The following is a 13,283-nucleotide window of genomic DNA, read 5'->3' on the forward strand; positions in this document are numbered from 1 at the left end:
CGCCAGCGGCCTAAACCGCCAAGGCTATGATTCTATTTTGTGGTTGCGGGCGGTTTCCCGCACTTGACTCTCTATTTGGAGATGGCCTTTTGCTGCTGTAATAGCTTGAACCGCGCGGGACTTAAACTCGCGGCGATATAAGGTTGCGACCACAAATAAGCTCGCCGAAATAAACAGTATCGGGTGCACAAACCAGCACAATACCGCCATCGAAAAGTAATAGGCGCGTAAGCCATAGTTATAGGAGTGCGCCGCTTGATCTTGTACCGTCGCCATCTGTCTTGCGTAGGCTTTGAGATTGTCATTTGAGCCATCGCTGTCTAAAGGACCTGCGCCTATCATCACGTTTACAAAACCGTATTGGCGCATCGACCAAGTAAACTGGAAGAAGGCCATCACAAAAATGCCGACTAGTAGAGCTAACTTGACTTGCACCAGAGCATGATTCGGTGGTGTAGCAAAGGGAATCGTCGCAATAACACTTTCTAGTCGTTCAACTTGTGCAAATAAGGTCAGTACACCCGCAAGCACAAACAGTGTGGTCGAGGCGAAGAAGGCAATATTTCGCTCAAGGTTGGCCAGTAGCGCCGCATCCCCCACGCGCACACCGCGGGTCATCACCTCAAGCATCCAGTAAATTCTATGCTTATGCAGACCACGGGCAATACAGTCGGTATCTCTCGCCTTGCTACGGGCAAAGGCGGTATAGCCAGCCCAAGAAACGATAAACCACACCAATGCAGAAATATCTAACAACGAAAATGTCATAGCCACCTTAGTAAAATGTAATATGGGGAGAAAGAGAGAGATTAGTCATGTGCAGATTATGAGGTCTATGAAAGATTTGGTGCAACTGAGAAACGATTCCCAGTAATGATTTTTTTGCATAGTGATTGTGACTTCACATTAGGATAAAACTGTTTTATGACAACTCCTGTGTCAGTCGCTTAAATATCTTCGATATAAAGTTGCTCACAAATTTCAGCCTTAATTAATATTTTGGTTACATCAGTATCAACTTTAGATTGACTTTTTAGGGCTAATTCCTTCTAATCCTTAACTTAATTTATTGCATCTAAAATTCAATTTTGAATTTTTAAAAAGTTAGGGATGACTATGAAGTCAAATTTGAAATCCATATCGCTCGCAGTTGCTGGCGTATTAGCGCTTAGCAGTTGTGCCATCACTCAATCTGTTGAAGATAATAAAGAAACTGTTATTGGTTGTGCTATTGGTACTGGTTTAGGTGTATTGATTGGGAATTATTTAGGTGGCAATGAAGGTATGCTTTATGGCGGTGCTGCTGGTGCTGCGATTGGTTGTACCGTTGGTTATGATTTTCAGCAAAAACGCGAAGCATTAGAACAGTTAGCGAAAACAGAAAATCTTGATATTCAATTTACTTCAATCAGCGCTTCAAAAGCATCAGATGAACAACAAAGTAGCTTACTGATCAGTTCAACCGAACAAACCATGTCGAAGGAAGATTCAGAAAAGTACGCTAATTATCAAGTTGTGGGTATGGCTGCGACAGTTTCGAGTAATAGTGAAGTGATGTTTGCTTCTGGAGCTTCAGAGGCGACGCCACAAGCTAAACAAAAATTTCAAAAACTCGCCGCTATCTATAAAGACTCTAAACAAAACATTTTGATTACAGGTCATACAGATGCCAGTGGTGCTGAATCGTTAAATCAAGAGCTTAGCGAAGCGAGAGCGCGTTATGTGGCAACCCTCTTTAATCAAGCTGGCATTCCGACTGAGCGATTATTCTTCCAAGGAGCAGGGGAGTCACAGCCTGTTGCAGCTAATAGTGATGACGCTGGCAAAGCAAAAAATCGTCGAGTAGAAATTATTGAAATTGACGGTAAACCGGATCAATTACTGGCTTATTCATACAAACAGAAGGCAAATTTGAGTTATTTATCCCGCCGATCGCAGGATAAAGTGGCAGCAGCCAAGCCTACTAATCAAGTGGAAAAGCAGCCTACAACTCAGCCAACTAAACCGAGCACTTCTCGCCTTGAACCAGCTCAAATACAAATGACGGAGTCGGAAATCGTCAAGTTACTTGAGCCAGTGAAACTGCAAAAAGCCTTGGTAGATTTTGGTGGTAAGAAAATGCTCGACCCATCGACAAACTTTATCCAGTTAGTGGGTGCTAAAAAAGAGAGCGGTTTTGCATTATTTAGCAAGGCGTATGCATCTGAAGTCTCTAGCCTAAATTGCGCCGTTGAGGGACCGAGAGTCACGGGGGACGTGAAGAGTTTAGCCACAGGTGAGAGTTATAATCGTAAGGATTACAACACAGCAGATTATTTACCGGGTATGAATGGTACTGCTTGGGGTTATAAAGTGAATGGCCATTATATTGGTTTGACCCCTGTTGCTGTAATTAAGGACAGTGGCACGGCTGTTTCTGCGCCTAAAGTGAATATTTGGAAGAATTACAAAGGTTCAAGTAAAGATGATCCAAATTATCAGCTTACGAGCCATGTAGAGACTTATTATGGTGATAAAGGCTTGTTATATCGTGTTTTTACAACGGAAAAAGACTCTCCTGTGCGCTGTATGGATGTGGTGATGCCAATCGATCGTTCAGCGACCGCGATTGCTGGCAAGTTGTACTACGAGAAGAATAAAACGGTTTATGAAGCCGATTTTGAACCCAAATTGTTATAAGCAATGTGCTTAGGAGCGGTAAATGGATTTTGTGTCTATGTTATTTAATGAGTATCGCACGTTAGTGTCGCTGTTACTTTCGTTGATGGTATTAGTGGTCATTATTACGGTTTGGTGGGATAAGGTCAGTTTCTGGTGGCTTAATACATGGTATGCCTTTCCGGTAATCGGTAAGGAGAGTCGCTTAGCGAAAGATTATGAAACCCAAGTTAAGATTTACGATAAGGATTGGTTGAATACTGAAGTCGCACTGTGTACTGATTTTGCCGCTCATTATGAGAAAGTGAATAAGGACGAGGAGCTTTTCAGTAAAAGCCAAGACTATTTAGGTAAAGTGACTGAAAATGGTCGTAACAACTTACATATTTTGGGGTGGATATTGATTGCCGCCTTAGTGTTTGTTGAAGCAATGGGATTTAGTTACGTTCTTTCAGGTTTCACGATTCCCGGAGCATCGGAAAAACTACAGCAGCAAGGTGCTGTGGGTATCGCCTTCATCATCTCGGTTTTACTGGTAGGTTTAACTCACTTTACTGGACATGAGCTGCATGCTAACTCGCTCATTAAAAAGGCCAAGGTCTGGTGGAAAAATGCTAAAAACCGCGACAAATCGACGCCAGAACTGGCACCTAATACTCGCATTAATTTAGATAAAACCTTTGAGGATGATAATGAGCCTCAATATAAGCAACTCATTAATCGGATCTCTACTAACGCAGAGGTTAAGCCCCGTTATTTCATCACCACGGTTACAGCTATTGCGATCCTAGTGATTGCAGTATTGGCAACCTATGTGCGTGGTCAAGTGCTTGAAAAAATGCACATTGATGAAGTCAATATTCAGCAAACGAGTGGATTGTATCAAGAACAAGACCCCTATGCTGAAGCACCTCCAGCACTCTTACTGGATGAGTCTAAAAGTGCAGGTGATAAAGCAAAGGATGACGTGTGGGATCGTGAACAGAAAGGCGGTTGGGGAACTTTTATTTTTCTTGCTTTCTTATTCATCCTATTACAGATTTTCGGTATTTTAATTGGTTTTAAAACCGGATTTGCTGGCAAACATTCTAAAGATGCGCGCAAAGAAATTGGCAACTTTAAAAGTGAGCGTGAGTTTAAGACGCATTATTCTCGTTTAAAGCAGCAAGTCGCGCGCGTAGCCCAGAAGCGCCTAACTAACTTGCAGCAAAGAATGAATCAAAAAGCCGAAACTAATTGCCAAGATCCTAAGGTGCTAGAGGTGTTAGAGGCATGTGGTGAGCGTTCATTCTTGACGTATATGGAAGATTTAGGTAATGCCGAAAATCGATATGATCAATCGGTACGTTTACGTGAGCATCAAACATTAGCCAGCCATCAGGCGATGAAAAGTGCCGCTGTGGTGGCAACGTCTCATGTTGTTGAGGTAGAAACTTCCGAAGCACCAGAGTCGATGGAAGCAAGATTGAAAGCCGAGCTTGTTGCTGAAACGAATGCTAAAAAGGCTGCAGAGGCCGAAACGCCAGAACAAGCTGAACAACGTATTCGACAAGAGCTGCTTGCTGAAATAACTCAGCAAAAAAAGGTTGTTGAAACGGAAGAGCAGATGCGCGATCGTTTACGCAAAGAGATACTTGGAGAGTTAAGTTCATGACAGGAATGACAAAGCTTGCTAAGTTGGTGGTTACTGGCTTGTTTGGCACTTTAGCTATTTCTATGTGTTTGCCTGCGATGGCCGCTGAGAGAAATGATATTAAAAGTTGCTACGAGTTTGCCAAAATTGCTCCACTAACGGCAAAGACAGTTTCTGGCCGACATTTGTTTGTGGCGATCGATGGTACTTTTTCTCCGGACATAAATATTAAACAGTTAGTTCATGAGAAAGTGCATCTCTTCCTACAAGCTGGGGATAAAATTACTATCATTAGCTTTAGTGCTTATGTAAAAGATTTTTATACCGATGTTTTGTTTAGTGGCAGGCTGGATACTGATATTGCTGACAGGGATGACGTATCGAAGAAAAATCTAATGGCTTTTGATAATTGCATGAACAAGCAAGCTCAGTTCGTTAGAAGTAAAATTGATGCCCATATAAAACATGCTTTTAAACCTAATGATGTGGATTTGCCCAAAACTGAAATCCTCAGTAATTTATCTCAGGTTATTGCGCCGCAAGTGGCTGCCGATACCGAAGGACGCCGAGTATTGTTACTTGTGTCCGATATGGTTGAAAATTCAGATGTGACCAGCTTTTACAGTAAAAACACCTTAAAAGTTATCGAACCTGAGCAAGAAATGCTAAAAATACAAAAAGCGAACATGCTGAGTGATTTTAAGCAGGCAGATATTTACGTATTAGGTGCGGGTTGGGTTCCTGCTACATCAAAAGGATTTAGAGGCGGTCAAGTAATGTTGCCGTTGAAACAGTTTTGGCAGCAGTATTTTGAGTCCTCCCACGCTGAACTTAAAGGTTTTGGTCAACCCGTATTAATGACGGATATGTAATGACTGGGATTTTAATTAAGTTGTTACGTCATAGATAAGTACCGTTTTAGACTCTAATAAAAAAGCCAGACTCAGTCTGGCTTTTTTATTGTTATCGCGATGGCTAAAGATGCATTGCGATATTCTAAAGCAAGTTCAGTGTACTTATTCTTCGCTATCACCGAGTGACAGTAGGGTCGCATTACCACCAATAGCTGTGATGTTGTTGGTGCGAGTCTTTTCAGTCACAAAACGGGTTAAGTAGTGTGGGCCACCGGCTTTAGGACCTGTGCCTGACAGACCTTGACCGCCGAAAGGCTGTACGCCCACCACAGCACCGATTTGGTTACGGTTAATGTAGACGTTACCCACGTTCACTTTGTCGGCAACTTCCAAGGCATGGCCTTCGTTACGGCTGTGGATACCTAAGGTTAAACCAAAGCCTGTGCTGTTGATCTCATCGATCACTTTGCCAAGATCCGCTGCTTTATAACGGATCACGTGCAGGATTGGGCCAAAGTGTTCTTTTTCGAGCACTTTGATTGAGTCAATTTCCACTGCAGTTGGCGACACGAAGTGACCGTTCTCAGTGCCAGCAGGCAGCGGCATTTGCTTGATAAGCTTACCGACTTGCTTGATATGATCGATGTGCGCATCTAAGTTGGCTTTGGCGGTCGCATCGATAACTGGGCCTACGTCGGTTTTTACTGAGCTTGGGTTGCCAATCACTAACTCATCCATCGCGCCTTGCAGGACTTCGATCACGCGATCGGCGATGTCTTCTTGGAGGAATAGCACGCGCAGTGCGGAGCAGCGTTGGCCTGCGCTGGTGAATGACGATGAAACCACATCGTTAACCACTTGCTCAGGTTGCGAGGTTGAGTCCACTACCATGGCATTTTGACCGCCAGTTTCGGCAATCAACGGAATAATCGCGCCATCACGGTTGGCCAGTGTACGGTTAATCAGTTTTGCTGTGCCAGTTGAACCGGTAAAGCATACGCCGCCGATACGTTCATCGGCCGTAATTGCGCTACCCACAGTCGCACCCGTACCGGGTAGGAATTGCAGAACCTCAACAGGAATACCTGCTTGGTGAGCAAGTTGTACTGCACGATAACCAATAATCGAGGTTTGCTCCGCGGGTTTTGCGATGACTGTATTACCCGCCGCTAATGCCGCAGAGACTTGACCGAGGAAGATGGCTAATGGGAAGTTCCATGGGCTGATACACACGAACACACCGCGGCCTTGGAGGAACAGTTCGTTCAGTTCACCCGTTGGGCCTGGAAGCAGTTCAGGTTTTGCCATCATCTTCTTGGCTTGTACTGCGTAGTAACGACAGAAATCAACGGCTTCACGTACTTCGTCGATACCGTCTTGAATGCTCTTGCCCGCTTCACGGGTGCACAGGGCGATCAATTCTTCGCGGTTTTCTTCTAATAAATCGGCCAATTTTTGCAGTGCAGAGGCACGGGTTTCCACTGGTGTGCGTGCCCAAGAGGCAAATGCTGCTTCAGCAGACGCGACTGCTGCTTCGATTGCAGCTTTGTCGGCGAAGGCGACTTGACCTACGGTTTGGGTAGTGTCGTATGGGCTAACAACCGTTTTATGTTCGCCAGTTAAGGTTTTACCGTTAACCAGAGGGCCCGCTTGCCATTGGGTATTTTTAAACTGTTCTAGTGCCGCGAAAAATGGCTCAGATTCGGAAATGATGTTCATATTGAGTCCCTTGGAATTTTTGCGATCGCTACCGAAAATATCGGCAGGTAAAACGATTCTGTTGTTAGCCAGGGTTTTGTAACCCGTCAGTGTTGTTAGCGGATGTACCACTAATGACTCGATGGGGGTTTTAGGATCGACAAGCTTATGGACGAACGAAGTATTCGCGCCGTTTTCCAGCAGACGACGGACTAAATAGGGCAGTAGATCTTTATGGGCACCGATGGGGGCATAAATACGTACCGCTTTAGCACCGGCTTCAGCCAGAATCGTGTCGTACAGCTCTTGTCCCATGCCGTGTAAGCGTTGGAACTCATGGTTACGATCGCCCGCCATATCGGAAATTGCCGCCACGGTTTGCGCATTGTGGCTAGCAAATTGTGGGTAGATAGCACCGCGAGTCGCATCCGATAACAAGTAACGGGCGCAGGCGAGGTAAGAAACGTCAGTACCGGCTTTGCGAGTGTAGAGTGGATAAGCGGCTTCTCCAGCTTGTTGCGCCCACTTAAGTTCGCTATCCCAATAGGCACCTTTTACCAGACGCACTGGGATTTCATCCCCTTGTTCTTTCGCTAGACGTGTTAACCAAACCAGTACGGGCAGGGCACGCTTAGAGTAGGCTTGTACGACTATACCGAGTAATCCCCAGCCTTTAGTTGCTTCAGAATTAAACAGTTTTTGGAACAGTTTTAGTGATAACTCGAGGCGATCGACTTCTTCAGCATCGATAGATATACCGATATTTAAGCCACGTGCCAGCTTAATCAGGCGAATCACTGTGTCGTACAGTTCAGTCAAGACGCGGTCTTCATTGGCCACTTCGTAACGTGGGTGTAATGCCGACAGCTTGATGGAGATTGTTGGCCGCGGTGATTCATTTTCGTTATAGCTTTGAGCACCGAGCTCAGTTATCGCATTGGCGTAATCGGTATAGTATTTCTCGGCATCTTTGCGAGTTAACGCCGCTTCGCCCAGCATGTCGTAGGAATGGGTATAACCTAACTTACGTTTGTCTTCACTGTTCTTTAGGGCTTCTTTCATGTTGCGGCCCAGTACGAACTGCTTACCCATGATCTTCATCGCTGCCATCATGGCTTGACGGATCACAGGCTCACCCAGACGATTCACTAAGCGGCTCAGCAAGTTGCTTGGGGTGCCATCGAGTTTTTTATCGAGTTTAACGATTTTACCTGTGAGCATTAAGCCCCAGGTCGATGCGTTAACTAGCACTGAGTCACTCTTGCTCATGTGCTCATCCCACTTAGCGCCTGAAAGCTTATCTTCAATCAGCGCATCGGCAGTGGCCGCATCGGGAATTCGTAGTAAAGCTTCGGCTAAACACATCAGGATAATGCCTTCCTGTGTTTCTAAGCTGTACTGTTGCAGGAAGGCATCTATGCCGACCATCAAACCTTTTTTATCGAATTGACGAACCTTATTGACCAGTTCGTGGGCACGACGAGTGACGCGCTCTATGGCTTCATCACTTGAGGGAACTAGTTTGATCAGCTCTGACAAGTATTGTTCTTCATCGACAATGTAGTTGTCGCTGACTGCTTTGAACAGTTCGTCGAGATTGGCAGAATCGTAGCGGCCTGCCAGCACTTCACTCGCTTTGAACATAGTTATCGCTTCCATCTTGGCCGTTATTGGGGCGCTATTGTTGAAACAAATTGGGAGGCGCCAAACGCATTTGATATTTTGTATACAATATGAAGGTTTGCGCGCGCAGATTATACAACCAAAATGTGACGGACAACACTATAGCGTGAAAGATTGTGAAGCTTGTTTGATTAGCTTGTTAATAAGTCGATGTAACGCTTGATTGACAAAAAAGCCAGTGTTTGAAAACACTGGCTTTTGGAAGGTAAATTAAGACTTTTTGTGTGTCAGACTCACATCCAACGTTTTTTATTGCGACGTTGTGGTCTAGGTAAATACACTAAAATAATGCCTAGGATTAAGCCCATGCCTGCGATTAATCCACCTTGGCGCCAAAGTTCAAAACGTTCGTCTTGAGCTGTGCGATCTACCGCATTTTTCAGTTGATCACGTTCTTGAGTCGTTTTAGCTAGGTTGGTTTCTAACTCGCTTAGTTTAGCCTTTAATTCGAGCAGTTCGCCAGCATGATTATCCGTTGAACTTGATACTTCAGCTAATTTAGCTTTGGCCTGTGCGAGTTCAGTTGTTAACGCAGGGACTTGCTCACGGAAACTTTGAGTCGAACTGATCAAGTTGGTTTGTACCCAACCTTCACGGCCTTTATGGTCGATTATTTTGGAGTAATCACCTTGAGTTTCGTTGAGCAGTGTCACAGGTTGACCCGCTTCAATTGATCCAACAATTCGAAACTCAGTACCAGGGCCACCTAAAAGATAAAGAAACACGTTATCCGAGATGTAGCGGGATTGGCCTTCGGCCAGCAGGTTGGAAGACAGCAAGATCATTCCTACCAGAGTCAGGAGTCTAAACACTTTTGTATTCTCATCAACGAAATAGTCTGCACATGCTAGGGATTTGAGGCCTGTAATGCAAGAGGGAAGTCATAGACTTCCCTCAACTTTACGGCATCCATGCTATGACCATTCCAATTTAATTCAATCTTTCCTACGACCTTCTAGTCCTAGGCGCTAATACTGCTTAATGTCAGCAACACATTTAGCGAGACTTCTTAATTAAAAATACCTTTAATCATATAGAAGAAGATGATTGATAGGCCAGCACCTGCTGGTAAGGTCACAACCCAAGATACGACGATATTACGTACCACACCAATGTTAATCGCTGCGATACCACGGGCCATACCTACACCTAATACCGCACCCACTAAGGTTTGTGTGGTAGAAATAGGTAAACCAGTGCTAGAAGCAATAACTACAGTTGTTGCCGCGGCTAATTCTGCCGCAAAACCACGACTTGGCGTCAAGTGAGTGATGTTTTTTCCGATAGTTTGCATAACGCGCTGACCAAAAATCGCCAGACCCATCACAATACCTACGGCACCCAAAGGTAAAATCCACCAGACTAGAGGTGATTTCGCTGCAATCTCACCACCGCTATTGACGACAGAAACAACCGCCGCTAATGGACCAATCGCATTTGCTACATCGTTTGAACCATGGGCAAAAGCCATACAACAAGCAGTCAAAACCATCAGAATCGCAAACACTTTTTCAACGTTTTTGAACTGGGTTTGACGATCTGCTTTATCACTCATTTGTAAGCGTGAAATGGCTATTTTACCTAAGATACCAACTACAGCTGCAATAGCACCTGCGAGTAGGTAAGACTCGGTAACTGAGAAATGCAGACCAACATGGGATAAGCCTTTCATAATCGTCATTAATGACATGATGAAACCAGCAAATGCCATATAGAAAGGTACGAAACGCTTAGCATTACTCAATGGATCGTCAGTGTTGAAAATGAGTTTTTGAGTGCTTTGGAAGAGGATGAATGCCATAAAGCCCGAAATAGCGGGGGTTACGATCCAAGAGCCTACAATCCCGCCCACTTTATCCCATGAGACTGAATCTGCACCAACACCCACGGCGGCGAAACCAATAATGGCACCGACGATAGAGTGAGTCGTTGATACTGGCCAGCCAAGGGCCGATGCGACGACAAGCCAAATACCTGCTGCCAACAATGATCCTATCATGCCGTAAACCAGCAATTCAGGAGTCGCAGTGAAATAGCTAGAATCAATAATACCGCTACGAATTGTATTGGTAACTTCGCCCCCAGCTAAAAATGCGCCGGAAAACTCAAAGATCATTGCGATAATAATCGCTTGTTTAATTGTAATTGCGTTTGAACCTACAGAGGTTCCCATCGCATTGGCGACGTCATTCGCCCCAATACCCCATGCCATGAGAAAACCAAATGCAGCCGCAATGGCAATAAGCCACGGGCCATTGGTGACTAAGACGTTAGCCACCTCAATACCTGCATCAACCATATTGATACCTTGATAACCTTAATTTGTTAAACGCGAGCCAGCATAAGCTCAAGACGCGAACCGACGCGTTCGGCAAGATCTGCAAGACCACCGACCCATTCAATCGTTTTGTAGAGGAACATCACATCGACAGGATTCAATTCAGATTCCATAGCGAATAACTGACGGCGTAACTGAATTTGTAGATCGTCAGTATCTTCTTCGATGATATCGAGTTCGTTGATCATTTTTGCCACTAAGTCGACTTCACGACCACGGAAACCTGTTTCTAACAGATCTTCGAGTTCATTAATGACTTGTTTTGCTAGTGCTACCGCATCGATACAGCGTTGTAGATAAGCAATAAATGGGACTTGCATGACCTGAGGGATTAACAGCTGACGGCCGATAACACGACCGGAAATATCTTTGGCTTTGTTGGCTATCTTGTCTTGTTGAGTTAAAAGTTCCAATAAATCTGTACGTTCTACTGGCATAAATAAACCGCTTGGCAGAGTAAGGCGGATTTCACGTTTTAGTGAATCTGCTTGCTTCTCGGCTAAACTAATTTGCTTACGTAATTGAACTGCACTGTCCCAGTTGCCTGTGATAGTGGCTTCGAAAAAGGGGACGAGTAACGATGCGCAATCGTGTACTTTGTCCATGTGCTCTTGAAGAGGCTTAATTGGCGATTTTGCAAACACGCCCAAAATAGAGTTTACTGGCATTGCCGTTTACCTATTTAGATTGTTCCATTATTGGAAAAAGCGGGCGCATGTTAACCTATGCGTCCGCGTATTGAAACTGTGTTTTTTCAGAAAAAACGACAGGTTTATTCTAACGGGTTATATACCAACTGCAAAACCAAATCCTACGGGATTTTTATGACACATTTGTGACATTATGAACTAAAGATGACGCATCGATGAATATTTGATGACAAAGTGAGCGGTTACGCAATGAATGCTGAGATTGAATTAAAACTGTTTTTCCTGCCGATATATCAAGAATCCCTGATAAATAAGTTAGATAGTCTCGATAATGCCGTACCTCAAGGTCAACGTCGTTTGGCGAATGGTTACTTCGACACCCCTGACTTGCAATTACGTCAGTGGGACATGGGATTGCGGGTGCGCGGTTACGATGCGCACCGAGAGCAGACCATAAAAACCGCAGGACAAGTCGTGGGCGGCATTCATTCGCGGCCCGAATACAATGTGACTATCCAATCCGATAGCCCAGATTTAAGTCTATTTCCTACCAGCATTTGGCCCACTGATGCCGATTTAGCGGCAACTCAAGCTCAGTTAACTTGTATATTTCACACCGATTTTTATCGTCGCGCTTGGCATGTTCAGATTGATAACAGCGTGGTCGAAGTGGCGTTAGACATAGGTGAAATCACCGCAAATGGCCAGCAAGAAGCCCTGTGTGAGCTCGAGTTTGAACTCCTCAGTGGCGATACTGAGGCGCTACTTAAGCTGGCGATGCAAGTGGCGAGCGTTGTGCCCGTGCGTTTAGGTAAGGCCAGTAAAGCGCAGCGGGGCTATCGATTGGCGGGTAAGGCTAAGCCGCTCGATTTAAAAGCATTGGAATTTCTGCCACTGGCCGAGTCACACGATTCTTCTTTACTGGATTTAAGTGCAAACTGCCAAATCCTGCTTGAAACCGCCCTTGAGCGCTGGCAATTATTAGAGAGCATGATCGCAGAGGAAAGTGACCCTGAAGCCTGTGTGGCACTATGGTGGCGGATGCGCGCCTGTATTCGTTTGCTGCGAATGACCTTAAATCAGTTCGAATTATTGAATGTGACACTGTCTAGCCAATTTATGCTGATTGAAAAGCAGCTCGATTTTATTGAGCGGGCACAGGCGTTGACCGCCTTGCTTGGTAGCCAAAGAGGCTTATTTGCTAAGCTTGGCCAACATGCCCAAGTTAAAGCGCGACTTCTGGCGCAACTGACAGAGATTAATCTGACGGGACGCTTACTCTTCCTATGGCAACAGACCGAATATGGTCAATTACAGCTGGCTATTGTTGAACTGTTGCTAAAGATCAGTGCTGGTGAAGTGGACATCACCCATCAGCCTAGCTTACGCCAGCATGCCGATCGTGCTCAGCAAGCTTCTTGGATGGCGATAATTGAGGTCATGCCACTCAATAGCGTCATGACAGCGGCGAATTATCTACAAGTGGCCACAGTGTTGGATGCGAGCATTCTTGTGGGTCATGCCTACGGCAGTTTATATGAGGCGAAATCACGGGACGCATTTCGTGCACCTTGGCAAGATCTCGCGCTTGGGATTAAAACTTTGGCTTGTTATCGCGCCTTACAGGATGCGAGTCGGGAGTTAGATATCAATTTAGCTGAGTGGCTGGAAGACAAGCAGCAGAGTTTGTTGTTTGCTATGGAATCGACACGCCGTAACGCGATGCAACAGCAGGTCTACTGGTAGTATTACTTTTTATCGCTGATAAA

At 45.0% G+C, this 13,283-nt stretch carries 9 protein-coding genes; 4 read left to right on the forward strand and 5 right to left on the reverse strand.

Translation table 11 applies throughout. The features are described 5' to 3' along the window. Positions 1-24 precede the first annotated feature (24 nt). On the reverse strand, positions 25-768 hold the full coding sequence (locus L5M18_RS05180) for a DUF599 domain-containing protein (RefSeq protein WP_263196134.1): 744 nt from the start codon (positions 766-768) through the stop codon (positions 25-27). A 348-nt stretch (positions 769-1,116) separates the two neighbouring features. Here L5M18_RS05180 and L5M18_RS05185 point away from each other — a divergent pair, with 348 nt between their 5' ends. From L5M18_RS05185 to L5M18_RS05195, 3 genes are read left to right on the forward strand one after another with little or no spacing between them, the layout of a single operon-like run. After that, the gene (locus tag L5M18_RS05185; protein WP_263196135.1) at positions 1,117-2,679 is read left to right on the forward strand and encodes an OmpA family protein; all 1,563 of its coding nucleotides are present in this window, start codon (positions 1,117-1,119) and stop codon (positions 2,677-2,679) included. A gap of 22 nt (positions 2,680-2,701) precedes the next feature. Further along, positions 2,702-4,312 carry a hypothetical protein gene (locus tag L5M18_RS05190; protein WP_263196136.1) on the forward strand — a complete coding sequence of 537 codons (1,611 nt, stop codon included), beginning with the start codon at positions 2,702-2,704 and terminating at the stop codon, positions 4,310-4,312. Positions 4,313-4,350: 38 nt separating this feature from the next. Then, positions 4,351-5,163, forward strand: a complete 813-nt coding sequence (locus L5M18_RS05195; protein ID WP_263196137.1) for a hypothetical protein — start codon at positions 4,351-4,353, stop codon at positions 5,161-5,163. Between the two features lie 144 nt (positions 5,164-5,307). Here L5M18_RS05195 and putA read toward each other — a convergent pair whose 3' ends face one another. From putA to L5M18_RS05215, 4 genes are all read right to left on the reverse strand, one after another. Next, positions 5,308-8,502 carry a bifunctional proline dehydrogenase/L-glutamate gamma-semialdehyde dehydrogenase PutA gene (gene putA, locus L5M18_RS05200; RefSeq protein ID WP_263196138.1) on the reverse strand — a complete coding sequence of 1,065 codons (3,195 nt, stop codon included), beginning with the start codon at positions 8,500-8,502 and terminating at the stop codon, positions 5,308-5,310. A gap of 257 nt (positions 8,503-8,759) precedes the next feature. After that, the gene (locus L5M18_RS05205; protein WP_105251551.1) at positions 8,760-9,311 is read right to left on the reverse strand and encodes a TIGR04211 family SH3 domain-containing protein; all 552 of its coding nucleotides are present in this window, start codon (positions 9,309-9,311) and stop codon (positions 8,760-8,762) included. A gap of 224 nt (positions 9,312-9,535) precedes the next feature. Beyond that, complete coding sequence (locus tag L5M18_RS05210; protein ID WP_113939029.1) at positions 9,536-10,825, reverse strand: inorganic phosphate transporter; 1,290 nt, start codon at positions 10,823-10,825, stop codon at positions 9,536-9,538. A gap of 26 nt (positions 10,826-10,851) precedes the next feature. Beyond that, a complete protein-coding gene (locus tag L5M18_RS05215) occupies positions 10,852-11,532 on the reverse strand; it encodes a TIGR00153 family protein (protein ID WP_105251552.1) in 681 nt (226 codons plus the stop codon). Positions 11,533-11,763: 231 nt separating this feature from the next. Here L5M18_RS05215 and L5M18_RS05220 point away from each other — a divergent pair, with 231 nt between their 5' ends. Beyond that, positions 11,764-13,260 carry an inorganic triphosphatase gene (locus L5M18_RS05220; RefSeq protein WP_263196139.1) on the forward strand — a complete coding sequence of 499 codons (1,497 nt, stop codon included), beginning with the start codon at positions 11,764-11,766 and terminating at the stop codon, positions 13,258-13,260. Positions 13,261-13,283: the final 23 nt, after the last annotated feature.

Source organism: Shewanella sp. SM20 (assembly GCF_025654545.1).
Classification (GTDB): Bacteria; Pseudomonadota; Gammaproteobacteria; order Enterobacterales; family Shewanellaceae; genus Shewanella; species Shewanella oncorhynchi.

Bases quoted from the DNA above. Each gene is read 5' to 3' on its own strand.
- L5M18_RS05180 (WP_263196134.1), bottom strand. From the start codon at position 768: ATGACATTTTCGTTGTTAGATATTTCTGCATTGGTGTGGTTTATCGTT.
- L5M18_RS05185 (WP_263196135.1), top strand. From the start codon at position 1,117: ATGAAGTCAAATTTGAAATCCATATCGCTCGCAGTTGCTGGCGTATTA.
- L5M18_RS05190 (WP_263196136.1), top strand. From the start codon at position 2,702: ATGGATTTTGTGTCTATGTTATTTAATGAGTATCGCACGTTAGTGTCG.
- putA (WP_263196138.1), bottom strand. From the start codon at position 8,502: ATGGAAGCGATAACTATGTTCAAAGCGAGTGAAGTGCTGGCAGGCCGC.
- L5M18_RS05205 (WP_105251551.1), bottom strand. From the start codon at position 9,311: ATGATCTTGCTGTCTTCCAACCTGCTGGCCGAAGGCCAATCCCGCTAC.
- L5M18_RS05210 (WP_113939029.1), bottom strand. From the start codon at position 10,825: ATGGTTGATGCAGGTATTGAGGTGGCTAACGTCTTAGTCACCAATGGC.
- L5M18_RS05215 (WP_105251552.1), bottom strand. From the start codon at position 11,532: ATGCCAGTAAACTCTATTTTGGGCGTGTTTGCAAAATCGCCAATTAAG.
- L5M18_RS05220 (WP_263196139.1), top strand. From the start codon at position 11,764: ATGAATGCTGAGATTGAATTAAAACTGTTTTTCCTGCCGATATATCAA.